The 18878-nt window shown below is 70.3% G+C and carries 20 protein-coding genes; 13 read left to right on the forward strand and 7 right to left on the reverse strand.

Annotation, left to right across the window (positions count from 1 at the left end):
* A partial coding sequence (locus tag ACIBH1_RS48545; protein ID WP_397320963.1) for a hypothetical protein occupies window positions 1–797 on the forward strand: 797 nt, incomplete at its 5' end.
* Between the two features lie 367 nt (window positions 798–1164).
* Here ACIBH1_RS48545 and ACIBH1_RS48550 read toward each other — a convergent pair.
* Complete coding sequence (locus ACIBH1_RS48550) at window positions 1165–1845, reverse strand: TetR/AcrR family transcriptional regulator (protein ID WP_397320944.1); 681 nt, start codon at window positions 1843–1845, stop codon at window positions 1165–1167.
* Between the two features lie 91 nt (window positions 1846–1936).
* On the opposite strand from ACIBH1_RS48550, the gene ACIBH1_RS48555 reads away from it, so the two are divergent.
* Window positions 1937–2404: an anthrone oxygenase family protein gene (locus ACIBH1_RS48555; protein ID WP_397320945.1), complete on the forward strand. Its 468-nt coding sequence runs from the start codon at window positions 1937–1939 to the stop codon at window positions 2402–2404.
* A gap of 275 nt (window positions 2405–2679) precedes the next feature.
* On the forward strand, window positions 2680–3327 hold the full coding sequence (locus ACIBH1_RS48560; protein ID WP_397320946.1) for a class I SAM-dependent methyltransferase: 648 nt from the start codon (window positions 2680–2682) through the stop codon (window positions 3325–3327).
* Window positions 3328–3452: 125 nt separating this feature from the next.
* Here the strand turns inward: ACIBH1_RS48560 and ACIBH1_RS48565 are convergent, their stop codons facing one another.
* Together ACIBH1_RS48565 and ACIBH1_RS48570 are read right to left on the reverse strand one after the other, a co-directional pair.
* Window positions 3453–4232: a helix-turn-helix domain-containing protein gene (locus tag ACIBH1_RS48565; protein WP_397320947.1), complete on the reverse strand. Its 780-nt coding sequence runs from the start codon at window positions 4230–4232 to the stop codon at window positions 3453–3455.
* A gap of 92 nt (window positions 4233–4324) precedes the next feature.
* Window positions 4325–4912, reverse strand: coding sequence for a LysR substrate-binding domain-containing protein (locus ACIBH1_RS48570; RefSeq protein WP_397320961.1), 588 nt, complete (start codon window positions 4910–4912; stop codon window positions 4325–4327).
* Between ACIBH1_RS48570 and ACIBH1_RS48575 the strand changes: the two genes are divergently transcribed.
* Window positions 4827–5021 carry a multicopper oxidase domain-containing protein gene (locus ACIBH1_RS48575; protein ID WP_397320948.1) on the forward strand — a complete coding sequence of 65 codons (195 nt, stop codon included), beginning with the start codon at window positions 4827–4829 and terminating at the stop codon, window positions 5019–5021. The genes ACIBH1_RS48570 and ACIBH1_RS48575 overlap by 86 nt on opposite strands.
* Before the next feature lie 22 nt (window positions 5022–5043).
* Here ACIBH1_RS48575 and ACIBH1_RS48580 read toward each other — a convergent pair whose 3' ends face one another.
* Window positions 5044–5430: a hypothetical protein gene (locus ACIBH1_RS48580; RefSeq protein ID WP_397320949.1), complete on the reverse strand. Its 387-nt coding sequence runs from the start codon at window positions 5428–5430 to the stop codon at window positions 5044–5046.
* Between the two features lie 66 nt (window positions 5431–5496).
* On the opposite strand from ACIBH1_RS48580, the gene ACIBH1_RS48585 reads away from it, so the two are divergent.
* Window positions 5497–6051, forward strand: a complete 555-nt coding sequence (locus tag ACIBH1_RS48585) for an AAA family ATPase (RefSeq protein ID WP_397320950.1) — start codon at window positions 5497–5499, stop codon at window positions 6049–6051.
* Window positions 6052–6293: 242 nt separating this feature from the next.
* On the opposite strand, the gene ACIBH1_RS48590 is transcribed toward ACIBH1_RS48585, so the two are convergent.
* Together ACIBH1_RS48590 and ACIBH1_RS48595 are read right to left on the reverse strand one after the other, a co-directional pair.
* Window positions 6294–8795 carry a DNA topoisomerase (ATP-hydrolyzing) subunit A gene (locus ACIBH1_RS48590; protein ID WP_397320951.1) on the reverse strand — a complete coding sequence of 834 codons (2502 nt, stop codon included), beginning with the start codon at window positions 8793–8795 and terminating at the stop codon, window positions 6294–6296.
* A gap of 87 nt (window positions 8796–8882) precedes the next feature.
* Entirely contained in the window at window positions 8883–9422 is a 540-nt protein-coding gene (locus ACIBH1_RS48595; RefSeq protein WP_397320952.1) for a GNAT family N-acetyltransferase, read from the reverse strand.
* Window positions 9423–9500: 78 nt separating this feature from the next.
* Here ACIBH1_RS48595 and ACIBH1_RS48600 point away from each other — a divergent pair, with 78 nt between their 5' ends.
* The 8 genes from ACIBH1_RS48600 (at window position 9501) to ACIBH1_RS48635 (ending at window position 17752) form a co-directional block, all read left to right on the forward strand.
* On the forward strand, window positions 9501–10322 hold the full coding sequence (locus tag ACIBH1_RS48600; RefSeq protein ID WP_397320953.1) for a TauD/TfdA dioxygenase family protein: 822 nt from the start codon (window positions 9501–9503) through the stop codon (window positions 10320–10322).
* Between the two features lie 52 nt (window positions 10323–10374).
* Window positions 10375–11610 (forward strand): 6-phospho-beta-glucosidase, encoded by a 1236-nt coding sequence (locus ACIBH1_RS48605; protein WP_397320954.1) that lies wholly within the window; start codon window positions 10375–10377, stop codon window positions 11608–11610.
* Window positions 11607–12557 carry an N-acetylglucosamine kinase gene (locus ACIBH1_RS48610; protein WP_397320955.1) on the forward strand — a complete coding sequence of 317 codons (951 nt, stop codon included), beginning with the start codon at window positions 11607–11609 and terminating at the stop codon, window positions 12555–12557. Before ACIBH1_RS48605 ends, ACIBH1_RS48610 begins: the two co-directional genes overlap by 4 nt.
* A gap of 88 nt (window positions 12558–12645) precedes the next feature.
* Window positions 12646–14055 (forward strand): N-acetylglucosamine/diacetylchitobiose ABC transporter substrate-binding protein, encoded by a 1410-nt coding sequence (ngcE, locus tag ACIBH1_RS48615; RefSeq protein WP_397320956.1) that lies wholly within the window; start codon window positions 12646–12648, stop codon window positions 14053–14055.
* Between the two features lie 2 nt (window positions 14056–14057).
* A complete protein-coding gene (locus tag ACIBH1_RS48620) occupies window positions 14058–14945 on the forward strand; it encodes a carbohydrate ABC transporter permease (RefSeq protein ID WP_397320957.1) in 888 nt (295 codons plus the stop codon).
* Window positions 14945–15763, forward strand: a complete 819-nt coding sequence (locus tag ACIBH1_RS48625) for a carbohydrate ABC transporter permease (protein ID WP_397320958.1) — start codon at window positions 14945–14947, stop codon at window positions 15761–15763. The genes ACIBH1_RS48620 and ACIBH1_RS48625 overlap by 1 nt, the downstream gene beginning before the upstream one ends.
* Window positions 15763–16986, forward strand: a complete 1224-nt coding sequence (locus ACIBH1_RS48630) for an ROK family transcriptional regulator (protein ID WP_397320959.1) — start codon at window positions 15763–15765, stop codon at window positions 16984–16986. The genes ACIBH1_RS48625 and ACIBH1_RS48630 overlap by 1 nt, the downstream gene beginning before the upstream one ends.
* Window positions 16987–16999: 13 nt before the next feature.
* Entirely contained in the window at window positions 17000–17752 is a 753-nt protein-coding gene (locus ACIBH1_RS48635) for a PIG-L deacetylase family protein (RefSeq protein ID WP_397320960.1), read from the forward strand.
* Here the strand turns inward: ACIBH1_RS48635 and ACIBH1_RS48640 are convergent.
* On the reverse strand, window positions 17742–18827 hold the full coding sequence (locus tag ACIBH1_RS48640; protein ID WP_397320962.1) for a hypothetical protein: 1086 nt from the start codon (window positions 18825–18827) through the stop codon (window positions 17742–17744). The two genes, ACIBH1_RS48635 and ACIBH1_RS48640, sit on opposite strands and share 11 nt — an antisense overlap.
* Between the last annotated feature and the right edge of the window lie 51 nt (window positions 18828–18878).

An 18878-nucleotide genomic window follows, 5' to 3' on the forward strand; every position in this document is an offset into this window, starting at 1 on the left:
GCTACACGCCTACAATCACCACCGCGGTCACACCGCACTCGGTGGCCAGCCACCTGCCAGCCGCGTTCCTAACCTCTCAGGTCATTACAGCTAGGACACGCCTCGAGGAAAGGATGCTCGTGATCAACCCAGTGACCCCCGCCATGGTGGACCACTACGTGAACCTGTTACGGGATGGCCACCACACCAATCCCTACATCGGCAACTCGATGGCGTGGATGGTGGTACGGGGCAGGCACCACCGCCTCACGATCACCGAGCTGGCCCGTCGCCTGGGCGCCGACCCCGGCACGATCACCCCCTGCGTACCGATGAACCTGGACCCCGATCCGGGGCATGTGGCGCTGGGCCGGCACGAAGAAGACGTCTTCTTCTGGGCTCGGAACGGCTGGTTCACGCCGCAGACACTGGCCCGCGTATCGGCCGACGCTCAGGCGTGGGGCTTCTTCTGGCTGGTCAACAACGCCAACGGGCTCATCTACGCTGCCGACGGCGAGGTCGTCACCGAGCTGGACGTCCTGCATCCCTCTCCCGAGGAATGCTCCGGCCGGGACCCGCGCGCACTCGACGCCCACCTTGGCGCGATCCGGGCTCTCGATCGGCGGAAACAGGATGAGGAGGAATACGACGAGGACGACCCTGGAGCATTCCACGAACTCCCTCCCAGCCCCTACCTCCACGACCCGGATTGGGAGACCGCGCTGGCGACCGTGGAGGCGCTGACCGGCGTACGGCTCGACCTCGGCTGGCTCACCACCGAGCAACCCTCGGTCCACGCCTCGGGCAGCCTCGGCTAGACGTACTGAGACGAGGCAGCGAGCAGCGGACACTCGGTGCCCGCAGCCAGCGGGCGGCAAGGACAGCCGGGATGAAACTGCGTTGGCCGGGCGCGGAGTAGTGCCGGCTGGGACGCCCGCAGGATGGGTGGGTGGAGCGCGTGAACATCGACCGCCGGCCGTGTCGACCCGTCAACGATCGCGAGTCTGGTGTGCCACACCGAGGCGGGCTCGCCTACCCACCACGTCTGTGCGTCCGGCCCACGCCTCCCCATCGGCTTCAACGCCGACTCCGAACTCGCCCCGGTGAATCCGGCTATTCCACACACGCGCGCGGGGTTGGCGCTCGCTCGCGCCCTTGCCGAGGTAGCCGCGGCTTGTCCCCGTATCAGCGGGCGTCGGCGCGCCCCGGTTGTTCGAGCAGGGCCGCCGCGAGCATGGCGGCGAGCCACTGTTCGTACTCCGTTTCGCTCCACCCGCATACTTCGGTGAGCTTCTCGAAGGTTTCCGTCGAGGTGAGGACGTAGATCTGCTCGGCCGCCCGGCCCGGCGGGAGTCCGCGGCGCAACGCTCCGAGGGCATGGAGATGCTCGGCCGGCCCGCGGCTTCCGGCCAGCCGTTCCCGTTCGATGTCGATCAGCAGGTCCTGGAGGCCTGCGTCGGCCGGGGACGCGGCCGCGGCGGCTCGAAGGACGCGGTGCACGGGTTTGATGCGCCGCAGGATCGTGGTGGCCATGGCGGCATACAGGGTCAGCTTGCGCACCGGATCCGCCTCGTCGAGGATCGCCTGGATCGCGGGACGGTCGCTCTGCGCCAGCCTCTGGCTGTCCCCGGCCAGGGTGATGTCGTAGACGAGCTTGGCCAGGGAGGGCTTGCCGCCCGGGCAGGACGAATACAGCGTCTGAACGGCCACGCCGGCCTCGCGGGCGACTTCCGCCATGGTGGTGTCGGCGTAGCCCTTGGCGACCATCAACTCCCCGGCCGCCGTCGCGATCTTCTGGCGCGTGGCCTGGGCGTGCTCCTGGCGCAGGGGGCTGGAGTAGCGGCGGCGCTTGCTCTGCTCAGTCATTGAGGACCATGGTTTCAGACTGTATTGACTAGAAGAATATCTAATGAAAAGGTGCGATTCAATTCAGGGTTGGTTCTTCAGGAGGCGTCCGGTGTCCGTGGCTCTCACCGCGTCCAGAACGGTCGCGCTGTTACTGGTTGGGCTGTATGCGGGCGGGGTCCTGTTCGCGGTGCTCGCGCCGTCCGTGGGTGGCCTGCCCGGGGCCGCGTACGTCCGCTACTGGCAGGCGCTCAACGTCGACTACGGGCGTGCGATGCCGCCGCTCCTTCTCACTGGCATCGCGGCGACGGCCGTCACCTCAGCCCTGTCGTGGCCCCGCGGATGGCTCGTCCTCGGCCTCAGCTCGGCGGCCCTGCTTCTGGTGATCCTCACGGTCGCCCTCACCCTGGCGGGCCTCGAACCCCTCAATCGGGTCGCGGACTCCTGGAACCCGGACAAGCTGCCCGCCGACTGGCACGAGATCCGTCAGCGGTGGCTCAACCTGCACCTCGTCCGGGCCGTACTCGCCGTCGCGGCGTTCGCCTGCCTGATCACTGCGCAGGCCGTCGATCACGGCTAGACCAACTGAGACGCGGTGGCGGCAACGGACACACTGTGCCGCACAGCTATCGGGCGCCTCCCAACGGGTTCTCAAAGCGTCCCGGCACGCTCAGAGCGGTCGATCATGGAGCGCCATCAGGAATCGGGCCAGGTCCTCGCAGTCACGCGTTGTGCGTGATCGTGGTTTGGGCGTCCCTCGGTACTCCTTTGCCTGCCTCCTTCCGCCCATCGCCGGCGAGGAGGCGCGGGCGTTTCGTTCAAGACGTCTCGTCCGGTGATCGGCAGGCTGCGGGCATGACATCGTTCACGCCCGCGGCCGGCCGCGCCTCGCTCACCCGCTTCTACGACCCGCTGATCGCGCTGACCCGGGAGCGGGTGTGGCGCGGGCTGACCGCGATGCACGTGGCGGCGCGGCCCGGCGACGTCATCGTCGACGTCGGGTGCGGCACCGGGTCGCTGGCCGTGTTGCTGAGCCGGGCCGAGCCCGGGGCGCGGGTCATCGGCGTCGACCCCGACCCGGCCGTCCTCGCGGTCGCGCGGCGGAAGGCGCTGGCTGCGGGGGTGGCGCCGGACTGGCGGGTCGGGATGGGGGATGCGCTGGAGGGGCTCGTCGGTGGGGAGCGGGTCGACACGGTGGTGTCGAGCTTGGTGCTGCACCAGTGCCCGATGGCGGTGAAGCGGGGGGTGCTGGCGTCCATGCACGCGGTGCTGCGGCCTGGGGGGAAGGTGGTGATCGCCGACTTCGGGGAGCAGCGGACGGCGTTGATGCGGTTGGCCTTCCGGGTGGTGCAGTGGGCGGACGGGAAGGAGGACACGCAGCCCAATGCGGAGGGGGTGGTGCCGGAGTTGATGAGGGAGGCGGGGTTTTTGGGGGTGCGGGAGGCGGACGTGGTGGCGACCGTCAACGGGTCGATCTCGCTGTACGTGGCACGGCGCGCCTGAGGCAGGTCGGCGGTCCGGGCTGGCCCGCTGCTCTGACGTCCGCTGCTCTGACGTCCGCTGGGCCGGCTCGGTGGGTGGGGCTCGGTGGGCCCTGGTTTGTGGCCCCGGGCTAAGCATTTGCGCGGCTACGGGCGTACGGCGCGGGCCACGGCGGTCGGTGTCAGCCCGATCATCTCGCGCATCCGCCGGTGGAAGTGGGCCTGGTCGGCGAACCCCGCCACGGCAGCCGCATCCGCGGGTGTACGTCCTTCGCGCAACGCCTCGGCGGCGCGGCTGAGACGCTGCCAGATCCGCCACCTGGCGAGGGGCATGCCGAGCTGCTCGCGAGCAAGAGTCCTGAGACGCTGCGGCGACAGGCCGACCTGCGCGGCGATCTCGGACATCGCGACGCCTTCGCGAGCCCGTCCAGGCAGAGCATCGTTCTCGGACACATGGCCGCGTGCCGCGCGGTTCCCCGGCATCAGCCTGGATGTCGCGCCGTTGCCCGGCCTCAGCCCGGATATCGCCTGCTTCTCCGGCCTCAGCCGGGATATCGCCTGCTTCTCCGGCACCAGGCCGGCCGTCGCGCGGTTCTCCGCCGACAGGAGCCTCATCGCCTCGACCAGGCGCGGGTCGAGCTCCCCCGAAACACCCCACCGCAGGTCCTCCACCCGCAGATCCCGCAGCTCACTCACCACGCTGATGCCCTCCCCGCCCAACCGCCGCAACCGGTCGGCGAACACCGAGTGCGGCTCCACGAAGAACACGCGCAGATCACCCCCGGCCAGCAGTCGGTGACGCACCATCGGCGGCACCACCAGCGCCGGCCCCCGATGCTCGACGCCCGTCTCGTCCACCATGCCCACCTCGCCGCCCACCCCCACCGCGACCTGGAAGGCGGCATGCCGGTGGGCCGTGCTGTCCATCGATGGCCCGTGATACCACGCATAACCGTCACCGAACGCGAAAGGCTCACCCACGGCTGCCAGGGTAGGCGCGCCGACCTTCGGCCGTGGCGTCAGCCGCGGGGCACGCCCCACTCCCACCCGGTGACCGTCGTCCGCATCAGCCGCGCGGCAGCCGACAGGTGGCTTCCCGCGCCCCAGTACAGCACCACCTGCCGCCGGCAGTCCGCGCTGTCGACGGCGATCCACGCGCCGGGTGCCTGCGTCGCGCTGCGGCGGGCGATGGCGGGGACGAGCCCGACCCCGAGGCCCGTGCTGATCAGGTCCGCGATCGCGCTGTGCTCGTCACTCTCACACACGATCCTCGGCGTGAGCCCGCGCGCCGCGAAGAGCCGGTCGAGCAGGCGCCGAATCCAGTGCCCCTTGCGAGCGGTGACGAATGGTTCGTCCGCGAGTTCCTCGATCATCACCGATGTACGGCCGGCGAGCCGGTGTCCCAGCGGCACCGCCAGCCCCACCGCCTCGTCGAACAGTGGCGCCCACTCCAGCCCGTCGGCGTGGATGGGCTGCGAGGCCACGCACAGGTCGACCTCCTGTGCTCGCAACCGTCGCGCCATGTCGTCGGCCGGTGACCAGTGCAGCTCGATCTCGACGTTCGGATGGGCCTGCTTGAAGACGGCCAGCGGTCCGGTGAGGGTCAGGAAGGTCTCCGACGCCAGCTTCGAGGGCTACCGGGGGCGCTACCTGTTCCACTGCCACAACGCCGAGCATGAGGACATGGGCATGATGGCCAACCTTGAGATCGTTTAGGTGATCCAGTGGCGGTGGGCGGTCAGGCGTCAGGGTCGACTTCGGGGTGGGTGAACCGCGTGGGCTTGCCCAGCGATCGGGCGTAGGCGATCTCGGCCCGGGTGCTGTCTCCGATGTAGTCGCCGACTATGAGCACCTCATCAGCCAGCCGGATCTTCGCCCGGTGCAGATCGTCGAGCCGAACCTTCAGCGCCTCGGCCGCGACAGGATCGGACCAGAGCTCGTGCGGCGACTTCAGGTCACAGCCGGGCTTGACGACGATCCTTCCGGCCTCTGTCTCCCGCAGATCGGCCTCGTTCATCTCGGGCATGAAGCGGGTGGAGCCGCAGATCGCGACGATGCGGGGGAGGCCCAACAGCTGCTTCGCTTCGGCGAGCTTCTCCTCGGGGGTGAGCTGCGGGAGTGACACTGGTTCCTCCTGGAGGCGGGGCTTAATCACGTGGCAACTCAGATCCTGCTGACTACCATCACCTGAATGGAAGATCGCCTCGCTGACCTGTACCTGCTCGCGGGCGCGCCAGGCTCGGGCAAGACGACGCTGCTACCCCACCTCCTCGAAGCGGCCGGCGGGCTGGTCGTGATGGACATGGACGAACTGCTCGAGGACGGCGAGCTGATCGGCGTCCCCATCGCGAAGCCGGAAGCCGCGCCGATCTGGCCCGCGTATGACCGCCTGTGGGGGCGCGTCGTCACCATGGTGCGCCGGGCCGGTCATCCGGTGCTCCTGATGTGCCCGATCCCCGACGCCGACGAGGTGCCGGCGTTCGCCAGGTGGGACGGGCCGGTGCACTGGGCTTTGCTCGACTGCCCGGATGGTGAGCGGAGGCGCCGCCTACGGGAGCGCGGTGCGCCGCAGGGATGGATCGACGACGCGCTGGTGGACGCGGCCCAGGGGCGGGAGTTGATCACGACCGTGTTCCATGCGGTCGGCGGTGGACATGCTGGGCTGGCGAAAGAGGTGCTTTCGTGGGTCGCTCGCGAGGGCGAGGGACAAGACACACGTCGCGCGGGGGGTGGCCAGCTCACCTAGGAATTGACGAGCGTCTTCCTGCCCTTGAGCCCTCGTCCCCCGTAAATCCTTCACCCACGGCAACGACCGGGGGTCCGGGGGCCGGAAGGCCCCCGGCAGGGGGTCTTGGGGGGCTCGGCCCCCCAATGAAGGGAGCCCAAGCCCGCCCCGCGCCGAAGGCGCACGACCAGCGAGGCCCATGCCGGAGGCGCTCGACTAGCGAGGCCCATGCCGAAGGGGGGCGGCCAGCGAGGTCAATCCCCTCAGAAGAGCGGCGGCTCCTCCCCAGACCCCGCCGAAGCGTCCTCCCCAGCCCCCAACGACCCGCCCACGGCCCCGATGGTGTGGGTGAGCCGCAGCCCCGACCCGTCACGGCGGCTGATCTCCTCGGGCAGGGGGATGGGCTTGCCCGTCCCCGACACCGCCTTGGCCGGGGCAGGCCCGGCCCAGGCGAGCAGCAGCACGTCTTCGCCCTTGAGGAAGCGCTGGGCCCGGACGCCGCCGGTGGCGCGCCCCTTGGGCGGGAACTCGGCGTAGTCGGAGACCTTGCCGCCGCCGACCTGGGTGCCGGGCAGGGCGGTGGAGGAGCCGGCGACGGTGACGACCTGGGCGGGCCTGGTGGAGTCGACGATGCCGAAGAAGACGACGCTGGCGGAGCCGTCGAGGCGGATGCCGGCCATGCCGCCGGCGGGCCGGCCCTGGGGGCGGACGGCGGAGGCGGGGTAGCGCAGCAGTTGCGCGTCGGAGGTGATGAAGACCAGGTCGTGCTCCTCCGATTCGAGTTCGACGGCGCCGACGACGCTGTCGCCGTCCTTGAGGGTGATGACCTCGAAGTCGTCGCGGTTGACCGGGTAGTCGGGCACGACGCGTTTGACCACGCCTGAGGAGGTGCCGAGGGCGAGGCCGAGGCCGGCCGGGTCGAGGGAGCCGAGGCCGACGACCTTCTCGTCGGGTTGGAGGGTGACGTATTCGGAGACGGGATGGCCGCCCGACAGGGAGGGCGGGTTGGCGGAGGGCGGCAGGATGGGCAGGTCGAGCACGGAGACGCGGATGGCGCGCCCGTGTGAGGTGACCACGCCGACCTCGGCGCGCGCGGTGGTGCGCACGACGGAGACGAGCACGTCGTGGGCGTTGCGGTCGCCGTCTCCTGCCAGGGGGGAGGCGTCGGAGGTGCGGGCCAGCAGCCCGGTCGACGACATGAGCACCAGGCAGGGGTCGTCGGCGACTTCGAGGGTGACGGTGGCGGAGCGGGTGACGCCGGAGGCTTCGAGGAGGATGGTGCGGCGCGGCGTGGCGTACTTCTTGGCCACTTCGGCGAGCTCGCCGGAGACGACCTGGCGCAGCCGTACGTCGGAGGAGAGGATCTCGGTCAGCTCGGCGATCTCGTCGGTCAGCTGCTGCTTCTCGCGGTCGAGTTCGAGCTTGTCGAAGCGGGTGAGGCGGCGCAGCGGCGTGTCGAGGATGTAGGTGGCCTGGACTTCCGACAGGTCGAAGATGTCCATGAGGCGGGCGCGCGCGGCGGCGGAGTCGTCGCTGGTCCTGATGACCTGGATGACCTCGTCGATGTTGAGCAGGGCGATGATGAGGCCGTCGACGAGGTGCAGGCGTTCCTCGCGCTTGCGGCGGCGGAACTCGGAGCGCCGCCTGACCACTTCGAGGCGGTGGTCGACGTAGACGTGGAGGAGTTCGCGCAGTCCGAGGGTGCGGGGTTCGCCGTCGACGAGGGCGACGTTGTTGATGCCGAAGGTCTCCTCCATCGGCGTGAGCCGGTAGAGCTCCTCGAGGACGGCCTCGGGCACGAAGCCGTTCTTGATCTCGATGACCAGGCGCAGGCCCTTGTGCCGGTCGGTGAGGTCCTTGAGGTCGGCGATGCCCTGGAGCTTCTTGGAGGTCACCAGCTCCTTGATCTTGGTGACGACGCGCTCGGGGCCGACGTTGTAGGGCAGTTCGGTGACGACGATGCCGCGGCGGCGCGGGGTGATCTGCTCGATGGAGCACCTGGCCCGCATGCGGAAGGTGCCGCGCCCGCTCTCGTAGGCGTCGCGGATGCCGTCGAGGCCGATGATCGAGCCGCCGGTGGGCAGGTCGGGGCCGGGGACGTAGCGCATCAGCTCGTCGAGCGTGGCGTCGGGCTTCTTGATCAGGTGGCGCGCGGCGGCGATGACCTCGCCGAGGTTGTGCGGCGCCATGTTGGTGGCCATGCCGACGGCGATGCCGGTGGTGCCGTTGACGAGCAGGTTGGGGAACGCGGACGGCAGGACCGTGGGTTCGGTCTCCTGGCCGTCGTAGTTGGGCTTGAAGTCGACCGTGTCCTCGTGGATCGACTCGGCCATCAGCATGGCCGCCTGGGCCAGCCGCGCCTCGGTGTAACGCATGGCGGCGGGCAGGTCGTCGAGCGAGCCGAAGTTGCCGTGCCCGTCGATCAGCGGCAGCCGCATGGAGAAGGGCTGCGACAGCCGTACGAGGGCGTCGTAGATCGCGGTGTCGCCGTGGGGGTGCAGCTTGCCCATGACGTCGCCGACCACGCGGCTCGACTTGACGTGCCCGCGGTCGGGGCGCAGGCCCATCTCGCTCATTGAGTAGAGGATCCGCCGTTGCACGGGCTTGAGACCGTCGCGCGCGTCGGGCAGGGCGCGCTGGTAGATCACCGAGTAGGCGTACTCGAGGAAGCTGGTGCGCATCTCGGAGGAGACGTCGATGTCGACGATCCGCTCCTCGAAGTCCTCAGGCGGGGGCGTGGTGGTGCGTCGGGCCATGTCGAACATTCTGCCGAACATCACCGACTGTCCGCGACTCCACGGGCTTTTGTACGGCTTGCAGCGCGATTCCGGCCGGGGGAGCGGCAGCTCGGGTCAGCCTCTCGCGCCTGGCCAGGGGCCTGGAGTCGAGCCCGTGTCCTCGTCGCCGGGCTCGTTGAGTCGTTCGTCGAACACCCGGTATCCCCGCGCGAGATAGTTCCGCAGCGCCACCGGACCGTCGAGCGTGCACGTGTGCAGCCACACCCGCCGGGTGGGTTCGCGGCCCTCCATGCGGGTGTGCAGGTCCCACGCGCGTGCCGTACCGGCCGCGAGCAGGTGTCCGCCCGCGCCTGCTCCCATGGCGTACGGCAGCAGCCCGAACGAGGTGATCTCCACCTCCCCGTCCTGGTGTGCCTGCAGCTCCACGTATCCGGCGGGCGTGCCGCGGTGCCAGGCCACCCAGGTCTCGACCCCTCCGGCCAGGAAGGTCTCCCATTGGGCGTAGGACCACGGCAGCCGCTCGGTCCACTGCCAGTCGCCGCCGACCGCGGTGTAGAGGAACCGGCTGAACTCGGGTGAGGCCACCTCGGCGCGCACGACGTCGACGGCCAGGCGAGGCGGACGCGCGGGGACCAGGTCGGCAGATGACGTCATTTCCAGATATGTGGTGGTCACATCCATGTAGTCCAGTCTCCTCTTGACCAAGCAATTGCTTGGTATTAGGGTCCCCTTATGATCGAGTTTCACCCCGTGACCAGGCACATCGGCGCTGAGGTGACCGGTGTAGACCTGCGCAAACCCCTGTCCCAGGAGCAAGTGGCGACCCTGCGCGCGGGGTGGCTCAAGCACCTGGTGCTGTTCTTCCGGGACCAGCACATCGACGACGAGCAGCACCTGCAGTTCGCCCTGAACTTCGGCACGCTGAACCATCCGGCGTTCAAGAAGGACAGCGGCAGTCCCATCCACGTCCTCGACCAGACCGACCCGAAGGGGGAGGGCGGCGACGAGTGGCACAGCGACAACACCTTCGAGCCGACCCCGCCGATGGGGTCGCTGCTGCGGTGCGTGCAGCTGCCGAGCATCGGCGGCGACACCTGCTGGGCCAACACCTACCTGGCCTATGAGACGTTGTCGAAGCCGATGCAGCGCCTGTGCGACGAGCTGACCGCCGTCCACGACATCACCATGTCGATGACGAAGGCGATCTCCAAGGGCCACCCGTTCGTCCTGGAGGAGATCCAGGCCAAGTGGCCGCCGATCGAGCGCCCGGTCGTGCGCGTGCACGCCGAGACGGGGCGCAAGGCGCTGTTCGTCAACCGCGCCTCGACGACCGGCTTCGTCGGGCTGAGCCCTCGTGAGAACGAGGCGCTGCTGCCGCTGCTGATCGACCACATCCGCTCGCCCGAATACCAGGTACGGCTGCGCTGGCGTCCGGGCACGATGGCGTTCTGGGACAACCGGCCCACCCAGCACTACGCGGTGGCCGACTACACCGAGCGGCGGCGCATGCACCGCGTGACCGTCAACGCCTTCCCTGAGCACCAGGACAAGTAGGACGCCTGGTAGATTCCTTGATTAGGAAAGTTTACTAATCAAGGAGTCCAGCGTGAAACTCGCTGTCATCGGGGGCGGTTCCACCTACACCCCCGAGCTCATCGACGGCTTCGCCCGCCTGCGCGACGACCTGCCGCTCACCGAGATCGCGCTCGTCGACCCCGACGCCACCCGCCTGGAGCTGGTGGCCGGGGTCTCGCGCCGCATGCTCGCGAAGGCAGGTCATCCCGCGCGCGTCGTGGCCACGGCCGACCTGGCCGAGGGCGTGCGCGGCGCGCAGGCCGTGCTGTTCCAGCTGCGCGTGGGCGGCCAGGCCGCGCGCAACGTGGACGAGACCTTCCCCCTGCAGTGCGGCTGCGTGGGCCAGGAGACGACGGGCGCGGGCGGACTGGCCAAGGCCCTGCGCACGGTGCCGCTGGTGCTGGAGCTCGCCGCCCAGGTCAAGGAGCACGCTCCCGACGCCTGGATCGTCGACTTCACCAACCCGGTCGGCATCGTCACGCGTGCGCTCCTCGACGCGGGCCACCGCGCGATCGGGCTGTGCAACGTCGCCATCGGTTTCCAGCGCCGCTTCGCCAAGCACCTGGGCGTCGAGCCCTCGCGCGTCGAGCTCGGCCACGTGGGGCTCAACCACCTCACCTGGGAGCGCTCGGTCCGCGTCGACGGCAAGGACGTGCTGCCCGACCTGCTCGTCCAGCACGGCCAGGCCATCGCCGACGACCTGCACCTGCCGCTGGAGCTCATCCAGCGCCTCCAGGTCGTGCCCTCGTACTACCTGCGCTACTTCTACCAGCACGACATCGTGGTCGAGGAGCAGAGATCGGCGCCGTCACGGGCCTCGGAGGTGGCCGCGATGGAGGAGCGGCTGCTGGAGATGTACGCCGACCCGGCCGTGGACACCAAGCCCGAGCTGCTGTCCAAGCGGGGTGGAGCGTTCTACTCCGAGGCCGCCGTGGCGCTCATCGCCTCGCTGCTCGGCGACCGCGGCGACGTCCAGGTGGTCAACACGCGCAACAACGGCACCCTGCCGTTCCTGGGCGACGAGGCGGTCATCGAGGTGCCCGCGAAGATCACCTCCGCCGGTGCCGTACCCCTGCCCGTCGAGCCCGTCGAGCCGCTCTACCGCGGCCTGATCGCCGGTGTGTCGGCCTACGAGGAGCTGGCGCTCCAGGCAGCCCTGCACGGCGGCGAGGGACGGGTGCGCGACGCGCTCCTGGCCCACCCGCTGGTCGGCCAGGAAGCGATCGCCGCCGAGCTCACCAGGCTGATGCTGGAGCGTCAGTCATGACGACGCTGATCGCCGTCGACGGGGGCAACAGCAAGACCGACGTCGTCCTGCTGGACGCGGAGGGCGAGATCCTCGCCCGCGGGCGAGGCGGCGCCTTCCTGCCGCAGAGCGAGGGCGTCGCCACCGCCACGGACGTCATCGAGGTCGTCGTACGGCAGGCGCTGGGCTTCGACGGCCGGGCCGACCACCTGGTGGCCTTCCTGGCCGGAGCCGACCTGCCCGAGGAGGAGGTGGCGCTGGAGCACGAGATCTCGGGGCGCGGGCTGGCCCGCGAGATCCTGGTGCGCAACGACACCTTCGCCCTGCTCAGATCGGGCGCCTCGGGACCCTGGGGTGTCGCCGTGGTGTGCGGTGCGGGCATCAACGCGGTCGGCGTCGCGCCCGACGGCTCCGTCGCCCGTTTCCCGTCGCTGGGGCCGATCAGCGGCGACTGGGGCGGCGGCGGAGGGTTGTCGGCCGAGACGCTCTGGCACGCCGTGCGGGCCGAGGACGGCAGGGGCGCGCCGACGGAGCTGGCCGCCCTGGTCAAGAGCCACTTCGGAGCGGCCACGGTCGAGCAGGTGGCGCTTGACCTGCACTTCGGCCGCCTGGAGCGCGAGCGGCTGCTGGAGCTGACGCCGGGCCTGTTCAAGGTGGCCGCGGCGGGCGACGAGATCGCCGTGAGCCTGGTCACGCGGATGGCCGACGAGGTCATGGCCATGGCGGGTGTGTGCCTGAAGCGCCTGGACCTGCTCGGCACCCCGACCGAGGTGGTCCTGGGCGGGGGAGTGCTGCGGGCCCGCGACCCGCTGCTGACGGCGTTGCTGGACGAGCGGTTCGCCGAGAGGGCTCCGCTGGCCACCCAGATCATCGCCGAGCTGCCGCCGATCGCCGGCGCCGCGCTGGCCGCTCTGGACCGCATCGGAGCGGGCGAGGAGGCCAAGGCCCGGTTGCGCGAACAGTTCTGACGGCACTTGCGCCACAGACCCGAGCCCTCTACAGTCAGCGGCTAACCGTCTGGAAGGTATCCAGACGGTTAGTCGTCCAGGAGGATCCATGTCCCCCAACCGCCGCGACGTCCTGCGCGGACTCGGCCTCGCCGCGCTGGCCACGCCGCTCGCCGCCTGCGCCACCACGGGCCGCAGCGCCGCCCCCACCCCCACCGTCACCGCCGCCGCCACCTCCGCGGCCAACCCCCTCGGCGTGACCGCCGCCGCCCCGCTCGAAGTGGTCATCTTCAGCGGCGGCAACGGCGACAAGTACGCCGTCGACCTGCACGAGGCCGCCTACAGCAAGGCCTACCCGCAGTCGAAGCTCAAGCACGTCGGCACCCAGAAGGTCGGCACGCAGCTGCGCCCCCGCTTCATCTCCGGGGACGTCCCCGACGTCGTCAACAACTCGGGACCCGAGGCGCTCGACCTCCAGGCGCTGGTCCAGGAAGGCCAGCTCGCCGACCTCACCCCGCTCTTCGAGGCCCCCTCGCTCGCCTTCCCCGACAAGAAGGTCATCGACACCCTCGTCGGCGGCGTCTACGAGAACTCCCTGATCGACGGCGTGCCCCGGGTCCTGCAGTACACCGTCGGCCACCGCGCCCTGTGGCACAACGCCAAGCTCTTCGAGTCGAAGGGCTGGCAGCTGCCCAAAACCTGGGAGGAGTTCAACGCCCTGGGCGAGGAGGCCAAGAAGGCCGGCATCGCGCTGTTCGCCTACCCCGGCCAGGTCGGCCCGTTCTACCAGGTCTGGAACCTCGTCTACACCGCCGCCAAGATCGGCGGCAACAAGGTGATCATCGACATCGACAACCTCGCCGACGGCGCCTGGACCGCCGAGCCTGTGCGTCAGGCGGTCGCCGCCTGGGCGCAGATCCAGAAGGACTACGGCGACAAGGCCTACTTCGGCCTCGACCACACCCAGACCCAGGTCAAGCACCTGCAGGACAAGGTCCTGTTCTACCCGTGCGGCTCCTGGCTGGAGAACGAGATGGCCAAGGAGAAGCCCGACACCTTCGAGTACGCCATCGCGCCGGTGCCCTCCGTCACGGGCACCGACGCCATGCCGTACGAAGCGATCTTCGTGGGTGTCGCCGAGGCCTTCTTCGTCTCCGCCAAGGGCAAGAACCCGCAGGGCGGGCTGGAGTACCTGCGGATCATGCTCTCCAAGGAGGGCGCCCGCGGCTACACCGAGCAGACCAGGAACCTCACCGTCGTCAACGGCGTCGTGGACGGGCTGAACCTGACCTCCGCGGTCAACAGCGCCGCCAAGGCGCAGGAGGCGGCGGGCAAGGACATCATCACCGACGCCCGCTTCGAGACCTGGTACAAGGAGCTGTTCGACTACTCCCAGACCCAGACCAACTCGGTCATGGCCGGGCGCATCACCGCCGACCAGTTCTGCGAGAACATGCAGAAGAAGGCGGACGAGCTCAAGAACGACTCCTCCATCTCCAAGCAGACCCGGAGCGTCTGACGATGCGGCGGCACGGCTTCGTCGCGGGATTCCTGCTCCTGCCCGTCGTGGTCTACCTGGTCTTCGTGATCAGCCCCTACGTGCAGGCGTTCCAGATCGCGCTGACCGACTGGCGAGGGGTGTCGTCCGGGCTGAACTTCGTGGGCCTGGACAACTTCCGTCGCATGTTCGGCAACGACTCCTTCTGGCAGGCGATCCGCAACCACGCGGTCCTGCTCGTCGCCATGCCGCTGGCCATCATCGCGCTGGCTCTGGCCTTCGCCTACCTGCTCAACGCGCCGCAGGGCCGCTCGGTCCGCGGCGCGGGCTTCTACCGCGTGGTCTTCTTCCTGCCGCAGGTGCTCGCGGTCGCCGTGGTCGGCGTGCTGTTCAAGGCCGTCTACCGGCCCGACGCCAGCGGCGTGATCAACGGCGCGCTGATCCAGCTGGGCATCGAGCCCGTCGGCTGGCTGACCGACCAGACGCTCGCACTCTGGTCGATCATCGCCGTCATGGTCTGGCAGGCCGTCGGCTTCTACGTGGTGCTGTTCTCGGCGGGCATGGCCGCCATCCCCAAGGACGTCTACGAGGCGGCCGCCCTCGACGGCGCGGGGCGGCTGACCACGTTCTTCCGGATCACGCTGCCGCTGCTGTGGGAGACCGTCCAGGTCGGCTGGATCTACCTGGGCATCGCGGCGTTCGACGGCTTCGCCCTGGTCAACGTGCTCTCGGTCGAGCAGGGCGGGCCCGACGGCGCCACCACGGTGCTGGCCACCGAGATCTACAAGAACGCCTTCGGCTACTCGCGCTTCGGCTACGCCTCGGCGCTGGGAGTGGCGCTGTTCTTCCTGACCCTCACCTTCGCCGCGGTGACGATGCGGGTCACCAGGCGAGAGAGGATCGTGTACTGATGGGCCGCAAGCTGGCTCAGGCGCTGCTCGCCGTATGGGCGCTGCTGATCATCGCGCCCCTGGTGTGGACCCTGCTGGCCTCCTTCAAGAGCAACGCCGAGATCTTCGGCGACGCCCTGCAACTGCCCGGCGAGCTGCGCTGGGACAACTGGGTGCGCGCCTGGGAGAAGGCCAGCGTCGGACGGTACCTGCTGAACACGGTGATCGTCGTGTTCTTCGGGGTCGCGGGCACCATGCTGCTCAGCTCCATGGCCGCCTACGTGCTGGCCCGCTACCGCTTCCCCGGCAACCGGCTGATCTACTTCCTGTTCGTCTCCGGCATGGCCTTCCCCGTCTTCCTGGCGCTGGTGCCGCTGTTCTTCGTGGTCGACGGCCTCGGCCTGCTCGACTCGCACGTCGGCCTCGTCCTGGTCTACATCGCCTACTCGCTGCCGTTCACCGTGTTCTTCCTGACCTCCTTCTTCAGGGGGCTGCCCGACGCGGTGGCCGAGGCGGCGATGATCGACGGCGCCTCGCACACCAGGACCTTCTTCCAGGTCATGCTGCCCATGGCCAAGCCCGGCCTGGTCAGCCTGACCATCTTCAACGTGCTCGGCCAGTGGAACCAGTACCTGCTGCCGCTCGTGCTGCTGCCTGGCGACAAGAGCAAATGGGTCATCACCCAGGGCATCGCCGACATCTCCACGATCGCCGGATACGAGGCGGACTGGCCGGCGTTGTTCGCGGCGCTCAGCATGACGGTCCTGCCGGTCGTGGTCGCCTATATCGTCTTCCAGCGACATATCCAGTCCGGGTTGACGTCAGGAGCCGTGAAGTAGTGTCCACCGGGAACCAAACCGTCTTCCGCACCCTCAACGAGCGCGCCGCCCTGGAGCTGCTCCTGCGCCACGGCACCCTCACCCGGGCCGAGCTGGAGTTCCACACGGGCCTGTCCAAGGCCTCGGCCGCCGAGGTGCTGCGCCGCCTGGAGAACGGGCGGCTGGCGCGCAAGGCCGGCACCAAGCCCGGCAACGCCGGTCCCGCCGCCCAGCAGTGGGAGCTCGACGGCTCGGCCGCCTGGGTGGCCGGCGTGGACCTCACCGCGCGGGCGGTGGATGTGACCGTGGCCGACCTGAGCGGTCGGGCGCGCGGCGACCACCGGGCCCAGGCGCCCGGCGAGGGCGCCGACGCGGTGGAGTTCCTCACCTCGGCCGTCGAGGCCGCCGCGCACTCGGCGGGCGTCGGGCTGGAGCAGCTCGACCAGATCGTGCTCGGCGTTCCCGGCATCGTCGACGCCGGAGGAGAGCGGCTGCGCCAGGCCGTGCAGCTGTCCGGCTGGTCGCACCTCGACGACCTCGGCGACCTGCGCGAGCGGCTCGGGGCCGAGCGTTTCCGCCTGGAGAACGACGTCAACCTGGTGGCCATCCGCGAGCTGGCCGAGCACGAGGGCAGCAGCTTCGTGCTGCTGTGGGTCGGCAGCGGCGTCGGCGCGGGAGCGGTGCTCGACGGCTCGTTGTGGCGCGGCGTGACCGGGCGCGGCGGCGAGGTCGGCTCGGTGATCGTGCCCGACCCCGTCAGCGTCGGCCGCGTCCACGGACCCGACGGCGGTCCCGTCGGCGTGCTGCTCGGCGCGCAGCCGCTGGCCGAGCTGGCTCGCGCGCACGGCCTGGAGGTCGGCTCCGGCCTGTCCGAGGTCGTGGCGTTCCTGCGCTCGCACAACCCCGACCGCCTGGAGGCGACGCAGCCGCCCGGCGGTCCCTACGGCCGCTTCCTGGACGACTTCGCCCGGCGTGTCTCCATCGCCGTCACCGCCGCCGTCGGCGTGCTCGACCCCGGCCGCGTCGTGCTCGGCGGGCCCGTGTGCATCGCCGCGGGCGAGCCGCTGCGCGAACGCGTCGCCGGCCTCCTGGCCCCGACCGGCCTGGCGCCGGTGGCGGTCTCCGTCAGCCGCGTCGACGGCAACGCCGTGCTCGACGGCGCCGTCCGCTACGCCCTCGAACTGGCCCGTGAACGGGTCTTCCAGGCCGGTACGGCAGGCCGTACCGGTGATCACATCCCCTAACGAGAGTTGAGCCATGTTGCGCACCCTGGTGATCGCCGCCCATCCCGACGAACCCGAGATCTACGCGGGGGGCACCTCCGCCCTTTTGGCCCAGGCCGGTCACGCGGTGAAGTTCCTGACCCTCACCAACGGTGACGGCGGCCACCACCGGCTGGAACGTGTTCCCCTTGCGCGCCGCCGGGCCGAGGAGGCCTGGCGCGCGGCCGACGCGCTCGGCGTGACCACCTACGAGATCTTCGACGACGTGCACGACGGTGAGCTCGAACCCACCGTCGAGCTGCGCCTGCGGGTCATGCGCGAGATCCGCGCCTGGCGCCCCGACCTGGTGATCGCCCTGCACGGCGACGGCTCGGGACACCCCGACAACCGGGCCGCGGGCCGGCTCGCCGAGCAGGCCGTGGAGCTGGTCACCGTGCGCAACCTGGCGTGCGGCATGCCCTCGCTGCCGCGCCAGCCGGTCTGCCTGCTGATGACCGACTACGCCTCGCGTCCGGTCCACCGTGACGACGTCGTGGTCGACGTGGGCCCGGTACGGCAGGCCAAGCTCGACGCCTGCCTCGCGCACGCCTCGCAGTTCCTGGAGTACGCGCCCTACCAGCGGGGGCTGCTGGAGCACGTGCCCGACGCGGGTGACGTCGAGGCCGGCCGGACGTTCGTCGAGAAGTACTGGGCCGAGTTCCTCGGCCCGGAGACCTTCCAGCTCGCGCCGTACGGCAGGCAGGTCTCCGAGGAGGAGCTGCGGCGGCTGATGCCGTTCATCGCCTAGCCGTACGGCGGGGCCTGGCCAGGATCCTGACGGCGGCGCCCAGCCCGAGCAGGAGCGCGGCCCCCGCGGCCAGCCAGGCCGTGGGCGCGCCGGTGTACGGCAACCGCGGCCCCTGGCTGCCCCCATGGTCGGGCCCGTGGTCAGGCCCGGCGCCGGTCCCCGGTCCGCCGGTGTCGGTGGGCGCCGGGGCGCTGGTCGGCGTCCTCGTGGGAGTCGGCGAAGGCGTCGGCGTCGGCGTCGGCGTCGGGGTGGGCGTGGGCGTGGGGGTGGGCGTGGGCGTGGGCGTGGGCACGGTGACGGTCGTCTTCACGCAGGAGCCGTTCTCCCGCGTCAGCGCCCGCCGCGTCGTGGAGTAGACGACCGCGCAGTTGTCGACGGTGGTCCCCGCCGGGGCGTCGTCGTCGACCCTGACCGTGATCGTGAAGGTGCGCTCCTCGCCCGGCTGCAGCACGGCGACGGCACAGGCCACCTGCTGCGCGGTGACCACGCATCCGTCCGACGCCGACACCACGGTGAGGTTGGAGTCGATCGGGTCGTGTACCACCACGTTGTAGGCCGGAGCCGTACCGGTGTCGCGCACCACCAGCGTGTAGGTGTAGGTGTCGCCCACCCCGGCCGTGGCGGGTCCCGACTTGGTTGCGCTGGTGATCGGCATGCCGGTGGTGGTCGGCGTGGGCGTGGGGTGCACGACGGTGTCCGCGCACGAGGAGTTGTTGTCCCAGTCCGTCTCGCGGCTGCCGGTGTAGACGGTGGCGCAGTTGTCGATCTGGGTGTCGTCCGGCTGCGGTTCGACGATCTGGACCCTGAACACCAGGACGCGTGTCTCGCCCGGCCCCAGCGTGCCCAGCGGGCAGGTGACGGTCAGCCCGCTGGGCGGGCATTCGTCCGGCAGCTCCACGATCGTGACCAGGTTGCCGTTGGTGGGGTCCTGGACGGTGACGTCGACCGCGTCGGAGGGGCCGTGGTTGGTGACGGTCAGCGTATAGGTGATGATGTCGCCCGGCGCGGGGGGGGGGGGGCCCCCCGGGGGGGGGGGCCGCCCCCCCCGCGGGGGGGGGGTGGGGGGGTTTATCATCGTGGTGGTGGGGGGGCCGCCCCGCGGGGGGGTGCTGACCAGCGCGCGGGT

Source organism: Nonomuraea sp. NPDC050663 (assembly GCF_044456985.1).
GTDB lineage: Bacteria > Actinomycetota > Actinomycetes > Streptosporangiales > Streptosporangiaceae > Nonomuraea.

What these genes read in the sequence shown, in the direction of transcription:
- ACIBH1_RS48550 (WP_397320944.1), bottom strand. Translation starts at nt 1,845, where the DNA reads ATGACTGAGCAGAGCAAGCGCCGCCGCTACTCCAGCCCCCTGCGCCAG.
- ACIBH1_RS48560 (WP_397320946.1), top strand. Translation starts at nt 2,680, where the DNA reads ATGACATCGTTCACGCCCGCGGCCGGCCGCGCCTCGCTCACCCGCTTC.
- ACIBH1_RS48565 (WP_397320947.1), bottom strand. Translation starts at nt 4,232, where the DNA reads ATGGACAGCACGGCCCACCGGCATGCCGCCTTCCAGGTCGCGGTGGGG.
- ACIBH1_RS48575 (WP_397320948.1), top strand. Translation starts at nt 4,827, where the DNA reads ATGTCGTCGGCCGGTGACCAGTGCAGCTCGATCTCGACGTTCGGATGG.
- ACIBH1_RS48585 (WP_397320950.1), top strand. Translation starts at nt 5,497, where the DNA reads ATGGAAGATCGCCTCGCTGACCTGTACCTGCTCGCGGGCGCGCCAGGC.
- ACIBH1_RS48590 (WP_397320951.1), bottom strand. Translation starts at nt 8,795, where the DNA reads ATGTTCGACATGGCCCGACGCACCACCACGCCCCCGCCTGAGGACTTC.
- ACIBH1_RS48595 (WP_397320952.1), bottom strand. Translation starts at nt 9,422, where the DNA reads ATGACGTCATCTGCCGACCTGGTCCCCGCGCGTCCGCCTCGCCTGGCC.
- ACIBH1_RS48600 (WP_397320953.1), top strand. Translation starts at nt 9,501, where the DNA reads ATGATCGAGTTTCACCCCGTGACCAGGCACATCGGCGCTGAGGTGACC.
- ACIBH1_RS48610 (WP_397320955.1), top strand. Translation starts at nt 11,607, where the DNA reads ATGACGACGCTGATCGCCGTCGACGGGGGCAACAGCAAGACCGACGTC.
- ngcE (WP_397320956.1), top strand. Translation starts at nt 12,646, where the DNA reads ATGTCCCCCAACCGCCGCGACGTCCTGCGCGGACTCGGCCTCGCCGCG.
- ACIBH1_RS48620 (WP_397320957.1), top strand. Translation starts at nt 14,058, where the DNA reads ATGCGGCGGCACGGCTTCGTCGCGGGATTCCTGCTCCTGCCCGTCGTG.
- ACIBH1_RS48625 (WP_397320958.1), top strand. Translation starts at nt 14,945, where the DNA reads ATGGGCCGCAAGCTGGCTCAGGCGCTGCTCGCCGTATGGGCGCTGCTG.
- ACIBH1_RS48635 (WP_397320960.1), top strand. Translation starts at nt 17,000, where the DNA reads ATGTTGCGCACCCTGGTGATCGCCGCCCATCCCGACGAACCCGAGATC.
- ACIBH1_RS48640 (WP_397320962.1), bottom strand. Translation starts at nt 18,827, where the DNA reads ATGATAAACCCCCCCACCCCCCCCCCGCGGGGGGGGCGGCCCCCCCCC.